At 58.8% G+C, this 22,683-nt stretch carries 12 protein-coding genes; 6 read left to right on the forward strand and 6 right to left on the reverse strand.

Annotated elements, in window-relative coordinates:
* Positions 1 to 136: 136 nt before the first annotated feature.
* From ACZ9W6_RS13355 to ACZ9W6_RS13380, 6 genes are all read left to right on the forward strand, one after another.
* The gene (locus ACZ9W6_RS13355; protein WP_465191656.1) at positions 137 to 364 is read left to right on the forward strand and encodes a helix-turn-helix transcriptional regulator; all 228 of its coding nucleotides are present in this window, start codon (positions 137 to 139) and stop codon (positions 362 to 364) included.
* The gene (locus tag ACZ9W6_RS13360) at positions 361 to 600 is read left to right on the forward strand and encodes a hypothetical protein (protein WP_465191657.1); all 240 of its coding nucleotides are present in this window, start codon (positions 361 to 363) and stop codon (positions 598 to 600) included. The genes ACZ9W6_RS13355 and ACZ9W6_RS13360 overlap by 4 nt, the downstream gene beginning before the upstream one ends.
* Positions 601 to 606: 6 nt before the next feature.
* Complete coding sequence (locus ACZ9W6_RS13365; protein WP_465191658.1) at positions 607 to 738, forward strand: hypothetical protein; 132 nt, start codon at positions 607 to 609, stop codon at positions 736 to 738.
* Positions 719 to 3,544 carry a DUF927 domain-containing protein gene (locus ACZ9W6_RS13370; protein WP_465191659.1) on the forward strand — a complete coding sequence of 942 codons (2,826 nt, stop codon included), beginning with the start codon at positions 719 to 721 and terminating at the stop codon, positions 3,542 to 3,544. The genes ACZ9W6_RS13365 and ACZ9W6_RS13370 overlap by 20 nt, the downstream gene beginning before the upstream one ends.
* Complete coding sequence (locus tag ACZ9W6_RS13375) at positions 3,535 to 4,194, forward strand: hypothetical protein (RefSeq protein WP_465191660.1); 660 nt, start codon at positions 3,535 to 3,537, stop codon at positions 4,192 to 4,194. The genes ACZ9W6_RS13370 and ACZ9W6_RS13375 overlap by 10 nt, the downstream gene beginning before the upstream one ends.
* 613 nt (positions 4,195 to 4,807) lie before the next feature.
* Positions 4,808 to 5,566, forward strand: coding sequence for a hypothetical protein (locus tag ACZ9W6_RS13380; RefSeq protein WP_465191661.1), 759 nt, complete (start codon positions 4,808 to 4,810; stop codon positions 5,564 to 5,566).
* Between the two features lie 384 nt (positions 5,567 to 5,950).
* On the opposite strand, the gene ACZ9W6_RS13385 is transcribed toward ACZ9W6_RS13380, so the two are convergent.
* The 6 genes from ACZ9W6_RS13385 to ACZ9W6_RS13410 form a co-directional block, all read right to left on the reverse strand.
* Complete coding sequence (locus ACZ9W6_RS13385) at positions 5,951 to 8,044, reverse strand: UvrD-helicase domain-containing protein (protein ID WP_465191662.1); 2,094 nt, start codon at positions 8,042 to 8,044, stop codon at positions 5,951 to 5,953.
* Positions 8,041 to 14,361 carry a DEAD/DEAH box helicase gene (locus ACZ9W6_RS13390; RefSeq protein WP_465191663.1) on the reverse strand — a complete coding sequence of 2,107 codons (6,321 nt, stop codon included), beginning with the start codon at positions 14,359 to 14,361 and terminating at the stop codon, positions 8,041 to 8,043. The genes ACZ9W6_RS13385 and ACZ9W6_RS13390 overlap by 4 nt, the downstream gene beginning before the upstream one ends.
* 113 nt (positions 14,362 to 14,474) lie before the next feature.
* Entirely contained in the window at positions 14,475 to 15,176 is a 702-nt protein-coding gene (locus ACZ9W6_RS13395; protein ID WP_465191664.1) for a hypothetical protein, read from the reverse strand.
* 9 nt (positions 15,177 to 15,185) lie between these two features.
* On the reverse strand, positions 15,186 to 16,532 hold the full coding sequence (locus ACZ9W6_RS13400) for a hypothetical protein (protein WP_465191665.1): 1,347 nt from the start codon (positions 16,530 to 16,532) through the stop codon (positions 15,186 to 15,188).
* 153 nt (positions 16,533 to 16,685) lie between these two features.
* Positions 16,686 to 17,792 (reverse strand): serine/threonine protein kinase, encoded by a 1,107-nt coding sequence (locus ACZ9W6_RS13405; protein ID WP_465191666.1) that lies wholly within the window; start codon positions 17,790 to 17,792, stop codon positions 16,686 to 16,688.
* Positions 17,785 to 22,677, reverse strand: a complete 4,893-nt coding sequence (locus ACZ9W6_RS13410) for an Eco57I restriction-modification methylase domain-containing protein (protein ID WP_465191667.1) — start codon at positions 22,675 to 22,677, stop codon at positions 17,785 to 17,787. Before ACZ9W6_RS13410 ends, ACZ9W6_RS13405 begins: the two co-directional genes overlap by 8 nt.
* Positions 22,678 to 22,683: the final 6 nt, after the last annotated feature.

The following is a 22,683-nucleotide window of genomic DNA, read 5'->3' on the forward strand; positions in this document are numbered from 1 at the left end:
ATGATCTCCATCACCAGCGCGGCTTTGCGCTTGGCGGTCCAGCGTTTGATATCGTCTTCCATGGTCATGCTCATCACGTGCTCCTGTGTGAATTATGACCTGTGCAGGTTTTTAGTGGGTCATTACACGCCAGCCTTTGCTGGTTGGCGATGACAAGAACGGCACCCCAGGTATTCTGCCGTTTTCGGCCTCAACCTTGTGGCGGCGCGTCCGCGCTGGCACCTTCCCTGCCCCCGTCAAATTGTCCGCACGCATCACCGCCTGGAAAGCTGAAGACATCCAGCAATGGATCGATGCGCAAGATCAGCACGCTCCTGCCTACCACACTGCCCATAGCCAGAAAACTCTGGGGGTGAAAGCATGAAAGACGCCATCCGCAAGAGCATTGCCACCAATCCGATTGCCGACATCATGGCCGAAGAACTCGAAGGTCGCTGCCCCACGCTGATCATCGTTGCCGTTACCGAAGACGGTCAGGTGAAAGCCTTTGTCAGGCGTACTGCTGACGAGCTGGATTTGCTGGCCGCATCGGCACTTGATCGCGCCAGACAAGCACTGATTCAGCACTGCAAGACGCTGCAGCTGGACATCGAGGAGTAAGCCCGCATGAAAACGAATGCGATTGCCCTGCCAGCGGGCAAGGCCACCGGCTTGTCTGCTGATTGCCAAGAGGCAGGTAAAGCGTCAGTCACCGTAAGTTACCGCAAGGTGGTTTTGCATGAACGCACCCTTTCGTAACCCGGCCGACAGCATCCGCGCCGCACTGGCACATCTGGACGCCCACGACCGCGACAAGTGGGTGCTGATCGGCATGGCCATCAAGTCCGAACTGGGCGAAGCCGGTTTTACCCTGTGGGATGACTGGAGCCAAGGCGCGGCCAACTATCAGGCCAAAGCTACCAAAGCGGTATGGAGGAGCATCAAGCCAGCGGGGCGCGTCACGATTGCCAGCCTGTTTCATGACGCCATCCAGCACGGCTACCGGCCTGACACCCCGTACACCCCGCCCAGTCCGGCAGAACGCGCCGCCATCGATGCCGAAAGGTTGGCCGCACTGGCAGAGGCGGAAGCACTGGCACAGCAACAGCGCGAAGCCGCCAAGGTCAAGGCAGCCAGGCTGTGGGCGCATGCCGGCACGGTGCAGGCTGATCACCCTTACCTTGTCGCCAAGGGCATGACCTCTTATGGCGCAAAGCAATTGCGCGACATGCTGGTGATTCCGGCGCGGGTGGATGGCGACATCGTGACCGCGCAATACATCGGCAAGGATGGCCGCAAGACCTTCCAGACCGGCGGACAGGTCAAGGGCGCCTCGCTGGTGTTGGGCAAACTCACAGGCGCGGATACCGTGCTGTTGTGTGAAGGCTGGGCCACGGGTTGCAGTCTGCACCAGGCGACAGGCTGGCCGGTGGTGGTGGCGTTCACCGCCCACAATCTGGCGGTGATTGCCCAAAAGTTGGCTGCGACGCTGCCGCTTGATGTGCCGGTGCTGGTGTGTGGTGATGTCGATGCCAGCCAAACCGGCCAGAAGGCTGCCAGCAAGGCGGCAAAGGCGTTGCACCCACGTGGCCGCGCCGTGTTGCCGGTTTTCACGCCGGAACAGCTGGCACAACACGCCCACGGTAAAGCACCATCCGACTTTAACGACCTGCACCAACTGGCGGGGCTGGCTGCCGTGGCCAATGCCGTACAAACATCATTGTCTTGCCCGGACGACGGGAACGACGGGAAACACGGGCATACCGACCCGTCGGCCGCCCCCGGACAGGCTTTAGCGCCTGAAGCCAACTTCCCGAACGGCGACAAGGCAAACGGGACAAGCGGGAACCGCCTGCCCATGCCGGCAGGCTACGCCCTGCTGCTACGCGCAGATCGCCCCGGCGTGTATTCACTGGACGCAGATGGCGACAAACCGCCGCGTTGGATCTGCTCGCCCTTGCTGGTGGAGGCCAAGAGCCGTGACGAACGCGGCAGCAACTGGGGGCGCTTGCTGAGCTGGCAGGATGCCGAAGGCCGCACCCATCGCTGGGCCATGCCGGCCGAGTTGACCTGTGGCGATGGCAGCGAGCTGGCGAAAGAACTGGCGCGTGGCGGGCTGGATATCGACCCGAGCCGCAAGGCCCGCGAGCTGCTGAATGCCTATCTGGTACGCAGCAACCCGCCCAGACTGGTGCGCAGCACCCAGCGCACCGGCTGGCATGGCGCGGCCTTCGTGCTGCACGATGAAGTCATCGGCCAGCGACAAGACGAAGACGTGTTTCTGCAAAGCGAACGTGACGAATCGCTGGGCATGGTACAGGCTGGCAGTGTCGCGGGTTGGCGAGAGCAAATCGGCATGTTGGCCGCAGGCAATAGCCGGCTGGTGTTTGCGTTATCACTGGCCTTTGCCGCACCGCTGGCCGAGCTGGCGGGCGAATCCGGCGGCTTTCACCTGATCGGCAGCTCCAGCGCCGGCAAATCCACGGCACTGGAAGCGGCCGCTTCGGTGTGGGGCAGCCCGGCGGATTACGGTTTCAAATGGCGGGCCACCAGCAACGGGCTGGAAAGCTTGTGCGCCAGCCGCAATGACCTGCTAGTGATTCTGGACGAACTGGCCCAGGTTGACCCGCGTGAAGCCGGCGAATCGGCCTATCTGATTGCCAATGGTCAGGGCAAGGCACGCGCCAGTCGCAACGGCAGCATGCGTACACCGGCACGCTGGCGGGTATTGCTGTTATCAGCCGGCGAAATCAGCCTGGCCCAGCACATGCGGGAAGCAGGCAAGCAAAGCCGCGCTGGGCAGGAAATCCGCCTGATCGACATCGCCGCCGATGCCGGCCACGGCCTGGGCCTGTTCGACACCCTGCACCATCTGGACAGTGGTGCGGCGCTGTCACAAACCATCAAACACGCCTGCCAACAGCAGCATGGCCACGTTGGCCGCACCTTTGTGCGGCAGCTCGTCAAGGAACGTGCCGCCCTCCCCGAGCTGATCCGGCAGGCACGCGACAGCTTTCTGGCGGAAGACGTACCCGCCGGCGCATCCGGCCAGGTGATACGTGCGGCCAACCGTTTTGCCCTCGTGGCGCTGGCGGGTGAGCTGGCCAGCGCCTGGGGGCTGACCGGCTGGCCACAAGGCGAAGCCATGCTCGCGGCAGAACGGCTGTTTCGTGAATGGCTGGCCAGCCGTGGTGGTACGGGCGATGCCGAAACACGCGAAGGCCTGGCCGCCGTGCGCGCCTTTCTGGAAGCGCATGGCGAAAGCCGCTTCACCCCGTGGGATGCCGACCCGGCCGCCGCCGCCCGCACCATCAACCGTGCCGGCTTTCGCCGCCTCGAAAGCGACGGCCTGTGGTTTTACGTACTGCCGACTGCCTTTCGCCAGGAGCTATGCAAAGGCTTCAATGCGGCCAGCCTCGCCAAGGCACTCGCTCATCGTGGCTGGCTCAAGACCCAGGCCAGCGACCGCAATACCTACAAAGCCAAGCTGCCGGGCATGGGCAGCAAGCCATCAAACATCTACCTGCTGACCCCGCTGATCTGGGAGGACGACACATGCAACTGAATCTGGCCCGCCTCGCCGTTCCCGCTGTTCCCATGAGCCATTACCGCCAACGGGAAACACCGGACAGCGCCCCCCGCCTTGTCGCACAAGGTGCGGAAGGCACTATTCCCGTGGTTCCCGCACTTCCCGTCACCGCAAGCCACACGGCCATCCCGGCCAGCCTGCTTGCACTGGTCAATGAAGCGGCCCGCCTGGGAGACTGGCCACCCGGAGAAAAGGACGAACACCTCGCCATCATCCGGCGGCAGCTGGCCAGCGGCGAGTTTGACGCCGCGACGTTGACCACAAGCTGGCAAGCCTATCTGGACCACTGGCACAGCCGGCAAGAAGCCATCGCGGAACGCATCGCCATCATGCACCACGATGGTGGCCTGCCGCTGGCCGAAGCCGAACGGCTCGCCACCCAAGAAAACCGCTGCCAGCACTGCCGCCACTGGCAAGGAGAACAAACCGTGACCGATGCCCACACCAGCGCCATGGCACAAATCGGCATCCGTCGCCCGCCGACTGCCAGCAAAACCCTGGGCCGCTGCAGCTTGCAGTTCACACCATGGCGGATATCCAACCTGCCCGGCAACAGCCTTTACCGGCAGTGGCATTTCATCGGGCAATGCGGTTTTACAGCGGGTGTGCCAGCAGATTTACCGTGAGATACCGTGATATAGATTGACGTGGTGCCGGGGATATCGGGCGGAATCACCGGCTGCGCATTAAGGGGATGTCCATGCAGCGCGTGCCGGAAGGCCAGCGAGCTGGCACGTATACCATGACGGCAAAGACCGTGACTTAACGTTACCTCGTTTTTGCCGGGCATACCGATGATGGTCACACCCGCAAAGTGCGTTATCAAAGGATGTCCATATTTGTTAGACCACCACAGGAAAACTGTTTCAGGTGCTGGAAAACCTTGGCATTAAGGTGGCGCTGCAGATGCCGGATTTTCTGGAACAGGAGGTTGAGCAGACCATGGGCCGCCGCCGCAAACGGATACTGTGATGCTGACACGCACCTTGACTGTCTGGATAAATGACCAGCCCGTCCGGTCTGCTTGCCTATTACGGCGCCGAGATGGCAAGACGCTTCGTCTTGCCGACGAAAAGGTATCTCTGCCCAGTACGCAGGCCGCCAATCACCGTGAAAACACCTTACATGCCCTGGCGCCAGACCAATTGCATCTGGCGATGCCTGCCTGCTGATTCCGCACGCTGGATATGCCATCAGACTCGATAATACAGTGCAGCATTTACCGGCAATGGATAGGCCATGACGAGAATTCACGGCAGCAATGCCTATGAGGCTGAATGCTGTGGCAGGCAGTATGCGACGGTTAATTTTCTTTCCATGAACTTCTCATGCGATGAGTACTGGACTGACGGCTGGCGCGAAAACTCACTGATGCCCAATTGGCACGGGCTATGGCAGTGCGGCTGTGGCGAATACCATTTCTGCTATGAGCGCATGCAGCTTGTCTACTGGTGCGAGGACAGCGATTTACCTCGCATGGGTTCTGTCACGGAACATCAATTGCCGCACTGCATTGAACGCGTCAGCGGTACCTCTCTGGAGAGTCACGCTAGGCAGGCCTACTGGCAAAGCCTGAATCACGGCTATCGTGGCGCGTTTTACGCACTGCGCGAAGAAATGCAGCTCATTGCCCAGCGGGACAAGTTTGACTGGCACCTAGCCAACCCTGACAAGCGCAACTGGTGGCAAAAGCTCAGAGGCAAACCGGCACCGGTTTATCCGCATACCGCCGCCAAGCCCATACCCATGCCAGCCTTCACACCATCGCAGCGGCAAGTAGAGAATATGCAGCGATTATGCGCGCTGCTGACAGCCGACTCCGCAGCCGACCCGCTGACGCTCGCCGAAGTGCAGCGCCAGCTTGGCCAATACAGCAATGCACACCTGACCTTGCAGCGCGTGCCAGAAGCAGAAAAGCAGCGAGATCGCATGTACACCCTGATTCAGCAGCTGGTCGAGGCCGGCAATCCGGCACCGCGGTGGATATCAGGCCGGTAGTACTCGCGCCATGAGGGCAAAGACCGTGACTTAACGTTACATCACTTTTGCTGGTCAAGCCGATTCAGGCCACACCAGCATGGCGTGTTTTTACCGCAATCATTGATCTTGTCGGATATTCAGAGACTGACTCATGCGTGGGTGCACAGGCTGCTAGCCAGAAACACTGGATGTACAGTGCTAATAAGCTACAAGTACATTGACAAACGCCGCACTTGGTCAGACTTTATCACCCCGTTTTGAGGAAACGACAATGCTCCCACAGCAGATTGAACAGATAGAAACATGGTTCGATGAGACCGATGGGCTACTGATTACTACCGCTGCTGGCGCCCAAAGAACTGCCATGACGACGGCTTGAAGCAGCCGTCATGGCTGGCACGCCTACACCGCTCTAGAAAGCACAAACAAGTGTTGTTTGGCACGTGTGGCAGCAACATGTAGAAGGCAGCGTTCTGCTACTTCTGCTTCCTCTGTCACGCCTGCATCTTCATCGCGATTGTAAGATTCAGCATATGCAGCAGCTCCCTTGTATGCAGCGATAATGACCACATTGAACTCCAAGCCCTTCACTCTGTGCATGGTCAATAACCTAACACCAGGCGTCGAAGCATCATCGGTCGTTGAGGAGTCCAACTTCAAAAAAGGTACACTTGCTTGCTTGAGTGCCGCAGCAATAGCATCTAGATCCTCGTTGGTACGAGCCGTAACACAAACCTGTCTAGCCTCCATGCCTCCAACTTCTAGGCCCCGAAGAATATTGACTACATGTGCGACATCATCTTGGGATGACGCACTGTGCAGGATATCTGGCACCTCTCCATGAGTAAGCGACTTGTAACCACTTAATGAGTCGCTATTGCCATCCAGATCGTCAATTTCACAGCCATCCAGCTGAGCACATGCCCAGCGGCGAACTTCATCTGTTGTCCTGTAGTTCACTTTCAAACTCTTGCTACGACCCCTCACCTCAATGCCGGTACGGCTCAATATAACCTTGTGCCGATAAATGCGTTGGTGTGCATCACCGACGATGAATAGGTCATTCTCAGCCAGGGGTACCGCAGTGCGGATCAGCTCAAAGGCAGCACTACTGATGTCTTGAGCTTCGTCGACTACCATGGCTCGGATGCCGAGCGATTCAGCCGAGCCTGCCAGCAACTGTGCCGCTTCGCGGAAGGCTTCCTCAGGCTCTTTGTAGTGGGCAGCCTGCAACTGGGCACGATACTCGGCAAACACGGGCCAAATTGACTTGCGCAATTGCCGGCTCAACTGGCCACCACGCCCGATACGACTGGCACGCATATAGTCTTCTGCTGTCTCACAACCTTGCGGTAACACCACACGCTCAAACTCGGCGCGTAAAAATGTCGGCGACAAATCCACACCAGCAGGCAATGCCGACATCGCCGCCCTCCAGTACTGGCGTCGCTCCAATTCGCTGTAAAGCAGGCTGCTCTTGTAACCAAAGCGTCGAAGCAAGCCGGTAGCCCACTGATCCAGGTTCACTACCTGGATTTTTTCCAGCTCCTGCGGGCTACAAAGCAAGGCAAGATGCTGCCGGATATCTTCAGCCAGTGTTTTGGTGAAAGTGGTGAATACAACTGGCCGCCCTGGAATATCGGCATACTGTTTTGCCAGCCTTGCCGCACGATGCATCGCTACAACCGTTTTACCTGTCCCCGCGCCGCCCGTGACTTTTACCGGGCCATTCCAGTCGCGCTCAACCAGCTTGCGCTGGCTGGGGTGCAAGAACACCCGCCACCGCTCCAGTGGCGCACCCAGCAATGCTTCCAGATCACTATCATCGGTCAGTACCACGAAATGTCGGCGCGACGCATCGCGATCCAAGGCCGCGCTAAAGTCATTCGGGTCAACAGGCTCTTGCTGAGCCGCCATCTCCAAAAGAACCTGCTCCAGCGAGTAACCGGCCGCATACATAAACAAGGCTTCGTACGCCTCATCAGGCAAGCAGGATTGCAAGTCATCCAGCGCTGCTTCACTCGCTACCGTGCGCACCTGCGATAACATTTCATCCGGCACACCCAGGCGGCGAATCTCGCGATCTTTCAGGCCAGCAAACAAGCTTGCAGGCTGATCCACAACTACCTCTACATGGTTGGCCGCTTCCCCCTCTTCCACCGCAAAAATCTGAATGCTGCCTACGTCTGGGTGGATGGCGACCTTGTGGCGACGTGCCCATTGATAAGCATCATCGTGCTGGTCCACCCACAGCAGGCAGTACACATTGCCTACATCAGGCTTTAGCACAATGCCTCGCATACTGTCGTTCACTCGCACTGACCGCATGTTGGGGTCGGCTGCGTCATTAATGCGCTCGTAGTTGATCCCGGTCGCCAACGGGTTCTGCCTGAATTTTGCAACAAAATTAAGCACGGCTGATTGGTGAGAGCGCGGCACGGCCGCAAACGACTTCAGAAAATCATCCGAGATGGCAATTTTTGGGGTCAGGCTCATTTATCCAGCTCCGTCATCAATCCAATCAGCTGCTCGACATCAAAATCGTCGCTCAGCACACATACATGCCACTCATGCTGTTTAAAGATGAGGGCGTGGTCATCGTTGTCAGGTAACAGCAAGGCTATCTTGTGCTGCGGCCAAGCCAGCTCGGCCTCTGCCAGCACTCGTCCTTTATCACTGAGCAAAGCAAAACCATCTTCCGGTAGCGGCAAGTGTACAGCCATTGCCGCCAAGAATGGCTGAAGCATGGCATCGCATACTTCGGCAACACTCTCCCACTCAGCGGGCAATCCTGCCTCTCTGGTTTGCAATGCGGGGCAATCGTGCATGCTGTCCAGGCCAGCCATGGCATCATTGCCTACCCACATATGCCTTAAAGGCAGTAGCAGATTCAGGCACTGCCATAGTTGTTGCCACAGCTGCAAACGCTCCACTTCCGAACCGGTCTGATCTTTCCACTGCAACACAATCACAGGTTCGTGTATGGCCTGTGACCCGCCTTGCAGTATGTGCCCCAAACTCGGCGCATCCAGACCGATAGCCATGTCACAACTGCCCCCAAGCACGCGCATACCCCACTTGTGCTGCGGTGTATCAGGCAACAATGCCAGATCAACCAGGCGGCGCCACCAGCTACCCAATTTCATGGCGGCCAACTGTGTGGCATCCGCTTCTGGTCTCATCAGGCCGATACCCAGCACGCAGGCGTGCTTGCGCATAGCTTGATGGTCGCACGCGCTCAAACGGTAATGAAGTTGTTGAAAGACCGGCATAGCCTTGAAGCTGGACAGGTGCTCGATGCCCTGCGCAGCAAACAATTTGACCAGTGCTGCGGTGGCCTGCTCATGAACCAAAGCTGGCCAGGGTGAGGGAGTAGCGGGCAACTTGCCTTGCAGTGCCTCCTCCAGGTCATCCCAGGTCAGAGTCCACACCGAGAACTTGCCACTTTTGGCAATTGCCATGCGCTTTGCCAGATCTTGCGTAATGATGTCCTTGTGGTACTGCCAGCCATCCAGAAACACGGCAATGGGTTTGTCACCACTGGCATCGTCCGGCCAGAACACAAAGTCGGGCTTACTGGGCAGCACTACCCCGTCTTGCGGCCCCAGATTGACCTGCAGTTCAAGACGCCAGCGGCGGCCAGCGGCTTTCACCAGATAGCCCGGCTTGCCACGGAACAGCAACTCGGACAGTTCGAACTTGGTACCACCGTGCGAACGCCGTAGCGCCTCGATAAAGCGCTGCTCCAGCACGCTATCCAGTAGTGCATTGTTCGTTTGCACATTGGACAAATTGCCTACCGGTTTCAGTGCAGCCTTATGCTGCAGCGCCTGGCCTAGCAGCTTTTGTGCTGCCCGGCGTGAAATAGCACGGCGGTCGCTACTGTTGTGATAGCGGTAGACACAACGATGGCAACCATCTGCCTCGTCGTCCTGGTTGCAAGGGCAAGCATCCAGCGACTGCAAGGCCAGCGACATCACCTCAAACAAGGGCTCCGGGTCGCGCATCAGCTCTTTCAGATACCCGGTTCCACCTGGCACGCTGTCGTAAATCACCAGATACGCCCTGGGCTGGTCAGAACCCGCCGCCATGCGCACATCCAGTGCAATGCGCAAGTGGGCCACCGCCCCGCGAAAGCGCTTGGTCAGCCCCAACTCCAGCGCGGCGACAAAGCTCAACAACGCGCCTTTGGTATCGGTAAAGCCCACCTCGGGCAGAAAGATACGAATACCCTCACTGGTAAATTCCCGGTACAGGAATACGCACTGCTGGGTATTGGCCTCGGCATCCTTGCGCCGGCTGCACCAAGCGGCATGGTTAAGATATTGCTTGTCCTCCTTGCGCCGGCGCTGGATCGTGCCGCACTCCGGACAAATGGTGAAACCCGGTCGGTTTAGCTCTTCGCCAGCCACCACCATGGGGTTTGGCTCTGGCGTCTGTTCGCCAAAGTTCACTTCGCGGAATGTCACCTTGTCGAGAAACTCGAAACCAAACGGAAACGTCGGCTGGTCTACGGCAAAGGCCTGTCGTACCGCCTCGGGGGCAGAGTCCACCAAGGCCTGGCGCACATAAAACCCGCGCTGGCGCTCGTCACTGTCGTCAGCAATGCGACTGTCCCGGTCCAGCGTACGGGCGAACACCGTTGTCAGCCGCAGCATCTCATGCACCCGGCCGCTGTCGCGCCACAAAGTATCGCCACAACGCGGGCAATGCTGATGATGATCGCCGGACGACAGCGGCTCGGCGTAGGCACACTGGCGGCAGAAGCGCCATGCTTCGGGCTTGATCTTGGATACATCCACCTGGTTCACCATCACCCGGCGGCCTTCGGCATAAAATGTGTTATTGGGGGCCAGCTCGGTAATGGCGGCAGCCCCTGGGCGCTCGTACTCAAAGGTCAGCGGATCCGGGCGCTCGGCACCCGGTTTGGCGTCGCGCACGATGATGGAGCGCAGCAATACGCCCTGCTCAGGGAAGGCATAGTTTGGTAACAAGCCCTCATCCGTCAGCACATTCAGCGTGGCCTTGCCCTCAATGGCGCCCACCAGTCTTGCCAGCGCAATACGCTCTTGCTTTAGCCGGTCCAGCTCTTCCTGCTGCTCCGCCCCCAGCACTTCCAGCGCTTGCAGCTTCTCGGCCTCTTTCAAGGCGCGGTCGCGCTGGCGCTTGATTTCGGCAACGTCCTTGGCAATCCCACTCAGACGGTGGACCAGTTTCCAGGGCAAGGAGCCTTCTTCTCCGATACCACCATCAATGAAGGTACTGAGCCACTGCACGGTTTCAGGTGTCAGCGGCGTGAAGGCCCCGGTATTGAACAGCGCAACAAAGCGGCTTAGCAGGCTTTCACGGTTTTGATCGATGTAACTCAGCCAGGGGTAAGGAAAACGGCTCAGGTTCTGCTTTTCAATCGCCGCAAACACGGCGCGCACTTCGCCAGGGATCTGCGCGGTCTGGCCGGTTTCCCGCACCCAGCAGTCCAGCGTAAAGGCGGTCAGCTGGCGCTCCAGCACCGCCGACGCATTCAGAAACACGCCAGGCGCCTGCACACTGCCGGCAATCATGGCTTTGGGGTCTTGCCAGAAATACAAATCATGCGGCTTGCTCGTGGCCATGGTCATCAGCAAGGCATTACCGGTGCTCCGCCCTGCCCGGCCTGCGCGCTGAATGTAGTTAGCCTGCTGCGGTGGCACCGAGCACAACAACGTGCACGACAAATCGCCGATATCGATACCCATCTCCAGTGTTGGCGTAGCAGACAGCACATTGATGGCGCCAGGCTGGGCACTGTCCGATTTGAAGTTACGCTCTACCCGCTCGCGGGTTTCGCGAGGCAGCAAACCGGTATGCTCGTGCGCCACCACGCGCTGAATATCCGCATTCAAATACAGCTTGCGATAATAATCGCCCAGCGGTGCCGCTGCGGCCAACTCGCCACGGCAATCCAGCCTGCGGCAAGGCTGGCCAGCCAGCACATCGTCGTGCGCGGCAAACACTTCGCTGTGACACGTCGTGCACTGCCAGTGGCTCACCCCCGGCAGCACTTTGAAGGCTTGCGGCTGCAGGCCCCATACGCTCACATCGTCAGCAATGTCTGCGTCCAGTTCTACTGCCAGCTTGGCCTCAACCAGCGATCTGAACGCCAAACGGTACAAGGGCACAATCAGCGCATCCACGCCCAAGGCAATGCTATGCAACACCGGGAAGGCCTTGAATGCCCAAGCACGGAACAGCTTGTCGCCAGCCACATTCAGCGATTGTTTGTACGCCACCAGCGACAAAAAGCGAGGCGAACGCGGGCTGGTCAGCAGCTTGTATTGGAACGGGGTTTTCATGTAGGGCCAAGGGGTAGAACCCACTTTGGCGTAAAAATCCAGTCCGGTATCTTGCCAGGCACCGGCGCGGATCATGGTTTCAATCAGGCCGCTCAGAAACACTTTCACTTCGGCTGCAGTTGCCGCTGCCAGCGGGTCGATTTCTTGCGACACTCGCGGCAGCAGCCAGCTGACCGCACCATCCAGCGCTGCCGGGTCAGGCTGAACACTGGCGGTGCCGGTGACCACCAGCGAGCGGCCGATACGTGCATCCTGGCCAAATTCGGCATTGATCAGCCACGGCATGATTTGTGACATCAGCTTGGGTAGCTCGCTACCGGCAGGCAGCTCGCCTTCGGCCATCAGCGCTTCGTAATCGCGCAACCAGTGCAGTACCGGTGGCAGGAAGTTGGCCAAGTAGTGACCGTCGCCCAGCTGGGTACGCCAGCGCTGTTCAAAGGCCTGCGGCAAGTCGGCCAGGCTAAGCGGGTGGCCGGTCTGTGCTGCCGCCACAATCACCTGCGCCAGCGCCGGGCGCAAGTTAAGGCGCCAGGTACGTGCTGCCAGAAAACCAGCGCGGTGTGCTGCGTCCTGCACCGAGTCCGAAAACGCAATCAGCTTTTTGTCGGGGTTAAAGCGCGACGAGAACATCTGCGCCACCATCACGGCCGCCAGGCTGGCTGCTTGCGAACCCACAATACTCAGCGTCTTCAGGCCGCCGCAATAAGGGCAATCGTGGTGCGAACGGGTGTACTTGGCGCCGTTCTTGGTGCTCTCGCGCAGGTTGGCGGTGATTTCTACCGGCAGCAGCCCCTCATGCTGGCAATGGCTGCAGCTGGTATGGCTAGCCTGGTGCAAGGTGCCACACGCCGGGCACACCTGCTTGCGTTCAAAAACGCGCAGGTCCGGGTTTTCGCTAGGCGGGAAGATAAACCGCGTCGACACGTCTTCGGCAAAGAACGCGCTATAAAAGCCCTGCAGATCGCGAGATAGCTGATTGGGGCTGGTTTTGTGCACCGTACTGCCCCAGCCGGTAGCGTGGCAGTCGCGGCAGTGGATAACCGGCAGATAAACGTGCTCTTTTTCAGCCGGGCCCAAATCGTCATGGAACATCAACTCCGGCTGTAAAGACAGCGGCGCCACCATGCGCCGTAGCTCGCGCAGCCAGATTTCTACCTTTACTTGCAAAAAGAAGTCCTGATGCCCCGGCTTGCGGGCGTAAGCAATCAGTGACAACAAGCTGGACAGCCATAACAAGGGGTAACGTTCATCGTCACACGCCGGCAAGCGGCGCGGCAGCAGGGCCAGCAGATCGTCCAGCAATACCGACTTGCCGCCCAGCCGGTCCAGATCACGCAGCAGGTTCTGAAAAGCAAAGTGGCTCTTCAAGGCCACACCCAACGCGTTACGCCATGGCTTGGTCTCCACCTCGGCTGTGCTTACCGCCTGGCCAAACCACAGTGCATACTGGGCCGCGATATAGCTGGCGATGTCGCCATACTGTGCCGGGTCCAGCGCCGCCACGCTGGCCGGCTGTGGGGTTTGCATGTATTCGATCACAGCATCGGCTAGGTAGTCGCCTACCGACACGCGGTCTTCGGCAATCACCGCCTCGTCGTCCATCGCCTCGCCAAAGATATCGCCGGCAAAACGCAGCAAGTCCGCCACGCCATCGTCGCCCAGCGTCGCCGAAGTGCCCACACACACCAGCTGCCCCGGCGGGGTATCCAACCGGCCTTTCAGGCGGCGCACCAGGCAAGCCAGGTCGGTACCCTGCGCCCCGTCAAAGGTATGCAGCTCGTCCACTACCAGGTAGCGCAAGGTATCCGGCTGCTGGTACGCCCACAGCGGGGTATCGGCCGCGCGCACCAAAAGGAAGTCCAGCATCTTGTAGTTGGTCAGCAAAATGTCCGGAGGGTTATTGCGCAGCTCGTTACGGTCGGTAATCACCGTTACGCTGCCATCTGGCAGTTTTGCCACCACCTGCGACGTTACCTCCGGCGTTTCCCCCACGTACAAGCCCGCCCGTACCCCGGCCAGTGCACCAGCTTTCAGGATCTCCTTGGCTACCCGGTTGGCCTGGTCTCCTGCCAGCGCGTTCATCGGGTACAGGATGATGGCCTTGATACCACGCCGCCCTGCCGCCTGCTGCAGGCGGCAATGTTCCAGAATCGGGTACAGAAAACACTCGGTCTTGCCAGAGCCGGTACCGGTAGCCACCAGCGTAGAGCGCGCGTCGTCCCCCGCCAGGCGGCGGAAGGCCTTGGCCTGGTGGGCATGCGGAATAAAACCGTTCGGCAGCCACGCAAAAGCCGGTGCCTCGCCCGCCTGCTGGCGAAATGGCAGCGGAATGCTCAGGTACGGGCCTTTGAACACGTTGTCCCGCTTGGCCAGAAAGCGCTCTACCACCCCGGCGAAACCGGGGCTGCTGGCAGGAAAGGCGGCGCGCAGAAAGTCGGCAATACCCTGGGTAACTTGTTGGGCGACGATGAGGGGTTGCATTAAAGAAACTCCGGGCAATCAATACCGCAATGTAAGACCACCGGCTTATTCAAAGAGAAAGAAAGCTGGCATGTTGTTCGTTGATGGTCACCAATTGACGCAAACCAATGCAGTCAATTGAGACAAGACAGAACGACCCCGCCATCAATCTGGCACTTGGTCACCTCGCCCGTTGCACTCCAGTGCTCCAAGGGCAAGCTACCTTGATGAATTGCCTTGCCCTCTTCGTCATACACATCAAGCACGGCATTCCAGCCGTGAATACCAGGCGTGGGCGAGCCCGGGTCCAAGCATAGCAAACGGGTTGGCTGGATTTTGACATCATCATTGCCTGTATCGATGGCATACCATTCATAACCAACAACCAGAACCCAATGACCACCGCCGCCAAGGGTTTTCGGCCAGCGCAGACCAATAATCGGCAAACCGCCATCATCAATTGCCTTGACCGCTGCATCTACAAAACCCTTTTTGTTATCTTCAAAAAGCGCCTCGGCATGCAATTTTTGAGTCCGGAAGTGGTCCGCCAACCATTCAAGCTCCAGGCATGTCGTGCCATCGCTTGAAAGCGTTCCAAACAACTTGATGGCATCACGCAAGCGCCCTTCACGTGTGCGGCCATCATGTCTTGAAAGATCAGTGGCATCGCTACGGACAATAAAACCCATGGCGATTAATGCCATATACAGACAATAAGGGCCGCAAGCGCCGTCCATATCGCCTTGGCGCAAATGCACTAAATCATCACTGCCTGATGTAGTGACAGGGCCACTTGAAGTCAGACGCAACCACTCACTTATATAGAAATTATTCATTTATTTTCGTCAATCCATCAGTTCTGGCGCAGCATCAAACTCATTGAAAAAATCATCCGCCTTGATCTTGAACGTACTTTCGATTTGCTTACGGAATGCCTCATCCTGAGTCGTTTCATAAGTCAAATCCTTGAAGACAACCTTGACCATCGGCTGGAAAAACCGCTCGCCGGTATTAAACGCTGCGTGCAGCTCATTCCTCAGCGCGGTGCGCAGATCGTCATCGCTTGGGCGATCCCACAAGCAATTTTTCAAGAGCCGGTCAGGCGGGGAACGACGAACAGTCGGGAGCAGCGCTTCCACCAACTCGTTTACCGAGTTGTTCACTGCTTCTTGGAGCCTTTTATCAACGGCTGTCTTGTAGGCATCAATCCGGTCTTTGAACCATTGCACACGGACATCAAATGCAGTGCGGCGCGCACGGCTTATCAGTTGCCCATAGCCGGTAATCGGCGTCAGGAAGTCTTTCATCAAAGCCTTGCGTTCGGCTTCGATCTGCTGCTCCGAGTATTTAACCAGTACAGGCTGGCCTGCCACTTCGCGCTTTTCATTGGTTTTCGGGTCGGCATCCGGTATTTCTACCACCAGCGTTTCCTTTCCTTCCAGCAGCGCAAAGCTGTTACGCAAGCGCGTTTCCAGCGTTCTGTCGTTGCCGATCAAAAGGTCATTTGGCACCTGGACACGTCGCGCCGTCAGCCGGTAACCGGTGACTTCCAGCTCGACATACTGCAGTTTGCTGGAATACACCCGCTCGATACGCGCCAGGTCAAAGGGTTTGGGTGGCTGGCGCTCCAGCTCTTTCAGCGCATGCTGAATGGCTGCCGGGCTGGCGGGGGAACGGCCGATCTCGGCCTGATCAGGCAGTGGCACATCCTTGTTGTCGTAGCCGTCAGCGGCACAAGCCTTTGCGACCACCTGCAAGGCCTGGGCGTTGCCCAGCAACATCGCGTTAGGCTGATCACTACGTTGCGCCCCCGCTTCAATCAAAAGCGGAGTCGGGGTATACACCCACATTTGCTCGTCACTGATCAACACACCAAGACGCACGCCCGGCTGACAACGCAGAGGTAGTTGTCGCGCAGCGGCAATCTTCTGCAAAAGCTTGAGGCCCTGTTCTGTGCCATAGCCCAAGCGGCAAACCTCTGGGTCCGTGTCGATAATGACGGTGACCGCCGGCGGGTCTGCGCGGCCAAACAATGCATCAATTGCCTCGACAATCGGTACTGAAACACCCGGTGCGATGTAAACGAGTTTTTGCCGACAAGCGCGAATCGCGGCACTCAGCGTTGCGTCGTTGGCAATCGCAAACAACTTTCCCTCAGCACTCATACTTTCCCCTGTTTCAAAGCTGCCCACGGCAAGCGCGACTTCCCGACCTGACCACAATCAGCCCAAGCTAAATCGATATACATCACTGACCCAGCAAGCTGCCGCTTTATTACTGCAACGCAATCAGACTCAACCCATCAGCTATCGCAGACATGCGTCGTCCTCTTGCGAATAACAAATTCAGCGGACGAAATAACGATAACTGCCGTCTTCACGAACCAGCAGGCCTTGCTCGTACATATCGGCAATCATCTCTTTCAGAAACGCGATGCGGCCAACAGTCTGGTTCTGCCAGCCGAAATAGCTTGCCATGTCGGGGAAGGCGGCACTGGCTAGCTCCTCTTTCATCAGGGCACCGCGCTGGTGGTGATGAATGCTTCGCAGCAGCAGCAAGCTGGCCTCGTTCAACTCGAATAGCTGCTCATCCAGCCAGTCTTGCAGACTGCGCGCCGTGATTGTTGGTTGCGTTGCCGCACGGGCGCACAGACGGGCAAACTCTACTGCCAGATCATCCACGTACTGGCTGCCAGAGCTATATGTCGCGACAAACGACTTGATACGAGCCTTGTGCGCCATGATGTCATCGGATGGACGGTCGCCAGACAGCAGCTCCAGAAACACAATACCCAGGGCGTACAAGTCATTGCCTGGCCGTGATATGGCAGTTCTTTTGTAGTCATACTCGGGAGTCGTCCCCTTTTTCGGATCGCCACGCTCGGTACTGACCCCCATATCAATGATTTTCACCATGTCCTGGTGCGCAGGCATCCTGAACACGCTATTCGGCCGCTTTTTGGGCTGACACAGGAAGAACAGATTCGCCGGTTTAATGTCGGCATGCACATAGCGCCCTTCCCGGCTGTACGGGCGGCCATGGATATCTTTTAGCCCTCGCAAGGCATCATGGATAATCTCGAAACAATCGAAATAATGCTGCAGGTCATGCTGGCGATATTTATGCTTGTCGACCCAGGTAGACAAGGTAAGCCAGGGTTTTTCCAGCCATTCCATGGCGTAGGCATTCCAGGAGCCCTTCCCTTTGAAATAGTCGAAAATCCTGACAGTCTGCCCCTCGACATCGCGGCATAACAACACCTCCTGGCTAAGGTCTTCATCGCTTACCTTGATGGCAACTTTCCGTCTGTTCAGCCAAAAATCACGCGCCAGCCAGACAGCACCAAAACCACTCTTCTCGCCCACCTGCCCGAGCAATTCATACCGCTCGGTGACATTGGGTAGCACCAGCTCGATATCATCCTCATCCAGCAGTTCTGCGGTGTTAGTCATTTGCTTGCTCCTTGGCGAAGTGGGCCCACGCCACGCGGTAGTCGGCTTCGCGGTCGGCCAGGGTGAAGGGGGCGACGTACTGGATGGTGCGTTCAATCGGGCCACCGGGCTGGGTGTCGTCGATAACCGGGCGTTCGATGATGGTTTTATCTGGTACCTGCGGCTTCAGCGTGCCGTCGTCGGCGCGCTTGGGCATGATGTCTTCCCAGCCCAGGCGGCGGGTTTCGTTGCCGGTGTCGGGGTAGGTCAGCTTGCAAGGGGCGTCTTTCTTGCCGGCCTTGCGCGGCAGGCCCACGCCCACCAGGCCTTTGCTGGCGGTAAAGACAATACGGCCACGGGCGTCGTACCAGGTATCGCGCTCATATTGGCGCATCACCGGGAACTGCACGCGGTAGATGGTAAGCAGCTCGTCCAGCGTCAATCCCAACGCCTGTGCGGCCAACACGTCGATTTCCACCAGCGCCTGGCGGCGGGCGAAGTCGCTGCGCAGCGCACAGTTACGCTGCCATTTGGCAGTCAAGTTGCTGAAGAAGTCCTGCGGCAAGCGTGGATCGTTGCTAGCCCAGGTGTCCTGGCAGAAAGCGTTATCCCAGCATTCGGCCCAAAGACTGGAGTAGTGAGTGGTGAGTGCAGATAAACTTAATGCCCGGATACATAGTTTTTCATTGCTAACACGAACCGGAAGTCGACTTAAATAAGCATGATTTGCATGACCTGCACCTGTTGATTTTATAAAAAAATCAATTGAAATACTCAGTGTGAGCGCATGGAAATCGATCAACCCTTTATAGCTCTTGAATGCTGTACTTATGCAGGTGTGAACATGTCCCGCTCCGGGCGGGAGCAATATCGCAATAAGAGTTCTTTCTCCGGATTGACTAAGCATCTCTCGGTTAGTGTGCCGATAATACGCCGTAACTGGCTTGGCCTCTTTTTCCCCCGCCTCTACCCAGCTCACACGCGGGGTACGTGCCAGGTAGACGTCGCTAGCGCATTCACGCTGATAGTTGCTACGCGGCAGATAGTCGTTGGGCAAGGCTTCGAGGTCGAGCGTGTCGTAATGACTATTCAGCGTGCAGACTGCCCGCGGGGTTTTGTTCAATGGGTTACCAACGAAGAAATGCGGGCCCGACAACACAAAGTCGGCGGGGCTATCAACAAAACCGGTATCGCGGCGAATGGTGCTGTCTTTTTGTGCGCCGGTTTCATGCCACATTTCCAGCGTGAAATAGTCGCCCTGCAAATCACCCAGCCGGCGTGGCACCTTGGCGAATTTTTCCAATACCGACACCAGCTCGCGGCTGTGCACCGCCGGCAGCCGCGCCTGCAGCGCGGGCGTGCCCGGCTCGTCGTAGAGCAGGGCAAAGGTGCTCAGCATAGTGGCATCCACCTCGATTACCCGGCTGGCGTGGCCGGCGGTATTCCAGCCGCCTTCATCACGCTTGATGCCGGGAATCGCACCACCGCCTGCATGTCCGAGGCTTGTGTTGATCGTTGCTGGCGCAAAGACATTTGCCATGTGCAGGAAGCTAGGCGCTACCTTCTTCGGACCGAATACATTGATGCTGAATTTGGTGTTGTGATGCACTTCAGAGAACAGAGAAATCTGATTCTCAAACTGAAAGTGCTTGCTAACCCTAGAGTATAGCTCTGCACGCAATGGTCCCCCCTTCGGGTCATCGTATACCCCTTCCGGATGCAGCAAAGCCTGCACCCCCGCCCCCACTCGCCACACCAACGGCAGAAAGCATTTGTACAGATTGCTCTGCTGACCTTTTAGCAAGGGGTAGTTCTGCACGGCATTCAGGAACTGCCCCATGCCCTCGGAAGCCACACATTCCGCCAAATAGTCACTGCGTGCGGCCAACTGGGCGGCAAATACTGCCTCGCGCTGGTCGGCGGTCTGCTTGGCGGACAGCTTGCGGATAGCAAAGCGCGGGTCGAAGTCGGACAGCAGTGATTGTTCGTTCCATTCCACCTTGATCCACGGTGGGTTACCCAAGATCACGTCAAAACCACTGCGCACCTTGAACAGATCGGCAAACTCCAGCTCCCAGTGCATGAAGCGCTGTTGCAGGGCCACGGCGTGGGCTGCTTGCAGCTGCGGCAGCGCGGCCATCAGCGCCTCCAGGTCGACGTGGCCGTGACGGTCGCGTTCCGGGGTAAAGTCCAGCCCCGGCTGCGCCACGGTGTCGGGGAACAAGTCGGTGGCCGGCTGGCTGGTCAGGCTGGCGTTGCCCAGCAGCACGGTTTCCAGCACAAACCACCAGTGCTCGCGGCTGGGCAGCTCGCTGGCTTGATTCAACGGCCAGAACCACAGTGCGCACCAGAAATCCATCACCAGTTTCAGGCGGCGGTAGGGGCTGGCGTTCTTTTGCGCTTCGCTGAGCATTTCGCGCTGGAAGATGGCGTCTTTCTGCGCGGTGCTGGTGGGCGCATGGTTGGCCGCCGGGTCTGGCCATACGTGCAGCTGGTCGCTGGTAGCCACCCGCACGCGGGCCAGCTCGGCAGCGTGCTGCTGCCACAGCTGCTCTACCGCTGCGGCCAACCTTTGCACGCGGCCTACCTCGTCGCGGCTAAGCGGGGCGCAGAAGGTTTTGCGCCACAGCTTGAACTGCTCGAAGGCGGCGGGCTCCAGTGCCTTCACCACCTTGTCGCTGACCATGCCCATACCATCTGCCGGTAGCAAAAAGTGGAAGATATCGGTGCTGGCTGGGGTATCGGCCAGCTTGAGCGCGCGCGGCACGGCGCAGCGCCAGTCGCGTTCCGGCTGGCCGCCGTCGCCCTTGCCCGGCGATAGCTGGGCGGTGCTGAACACGTCGCGGCGGGCGCCTACCAGCGAGTTGCCGCTGTACAGCTGCATGCCAAACCACGGCACGTGGCTACCCTTGAAGATGGCGTTGAGCCACAACGAGACTTCGGCCAGCTCTACCGCTACCGGGTTCAAGTCCACGCCAAACACATTGCTGTCGGCAATGTACATTTTGACGCGCTGTTTTTCTTCGGCGTACTGCTCGTGCGGAATGCTCTGCCCCAGCTCTTTCTGCTTGGCTTGCAGATAGGCTTCGGCCAGCTGGTTAACGGCTTCGTTCAAGAACGCGGCGCTGCCCATGGCCGGCTCGCACACGGTGAGCTGCAGGATCTGATCGGCCGATTTGCCGGGCAGGATTTCTTTTAGCGCGTGCTCTACCAGGCACTGGGTGAGCACTTCTGGCGTGTAGTAGCTGGCGGATTTTTCGCGGGCGCGGCCGGCCAGGCGGTAAATGAATTCACCTTTGGCATAACGACGCGGCTCGCCGCCAAACAGGCGCTCGGCGTCGGTGTAGAGGTGAATCTGGCTGGCCGGCACAAAGTAAGCGGCGTCCAACGGATCTAGCGCGGCGTCTTTTTTCTTGTCGGCGGCGCTGGGGGTATCCAGCACGCTGTCGTCGCTATCATCAGCGTCTTCGTCGCCGTCGGTACTGGCAGCTTTCTTGCCTTTGGGGTCGGGGCGGACTTCGTACAGCTCTTCTTCGGCAAAGAAGCCACGGAAGGACAGCAGCGCCTCGTACACCGCGCCCAGCTGGTTAATGCCCAGCGTGGCGTAGCTGATGCGGCCACGGCGGTTGCCTTTGCCGCTGCGCGACAGCGACATCAGCTCGACAACGCGCTGCAGTACGCGGTTGCGCAGGCGCACGCTGCCCAGCAGCTTGGTCTGTGCCGGGTCGAACAAATGGCCTTGCAGCGGGGCGATGGTAAAGCCGGTTTCCAGCACGGCATCGTGTTGCAGCTCGATCTGGCCGGCGTGGGCATCGCGGCGCGGGTAGCCTTGCCAGATCAGGTCGAACAGCTGCTTGAGGCTGTCGTGGAAATAAAAGCCGTCTTGCGCCTCGGGCGTGGTGAGCGGGGTGCGTTCCAGCTCGCGCAGGTGCTCTACGCTATAGCCCTTGAGGTAGGCCGGGGCATTGATGGGGGCGTAGCCCAGCTCTGGCCGGGCTTCGATATAGAGCAGGAACAGCAGGCGGTACATATAGCGCAGGCATTCGCGGCTAAGCTGCTCGGCCAGGTCGGTATCGTTGCGGTCGAACACCTTTTCTTTGGCCACTTCGCGCTTGTAGCGGATGGCTTCGTTGCCGATGAGCTCGATACACTCGCGCAGCGCGTATTTGAGGTCGGTAGACACCTCGAACGCGTGCTTGTGCGAGCTGTCGTCCAGCGTGTCCAGCAAGGCGGCGCCGCCTTCTACCGGCAGCACCGAGGCGGCACCGGCCAGGGCGGCAAAAGCGCGCAGCGCGCGTTCGTCGCGCGGGCCAAACAGCTCGGGCAGGCTAAAGCGCAGCAGGGCCTTGCGGCTCCATTTGCTGCGTTCGATCAGCAGCCATTCGTCGTGGTGTACCAGCAGCACCCAGCGCGGTGGGTGGTCGTCGGCAAACAGCCGGCGGCTGATGATTTCTTCCCAGTCTTCGCTACCGTGCTTGCCTGGCTGGCCCGGACACAGCTGCAGCGGGCCGGCTTCGTCGTCGGCGGGGTCGGATACGGCAGCGGCAATCACCAGCAAGGGCTGCTGGCGGGCATCGCGGTACACCGCCAGTACGGGCAGCTCGCCTTCTGCCAGCGGCAGGTTTTGCGGCGACAGGCCATAGCCGATGGCTTCCAGTAGCGGCTGTACCAGGTCGATAAACAAAGCCTGGCGTTCGCTGCGTTTTTTTTCTGCCAGAAAGCGGTCGCGGGCGCGGAAGTAGCTATTGGTACCCGAAGCAGAGCGTACTTTGGCCAGCGGGCTGTTATTGCCCTGCTCTTTCCATTTGTCGAACAGCGGCTTGAGGTCGCGCTCCAGGATGTCGTCCAGGTAGTGCTGACTGTAAAACTCGTTGGCGTTATCCAGGCCGGGAATGGCAAAACTCATGGGCGG

The organism is Vogesella lacus (genome assembly GCF_979366295.1).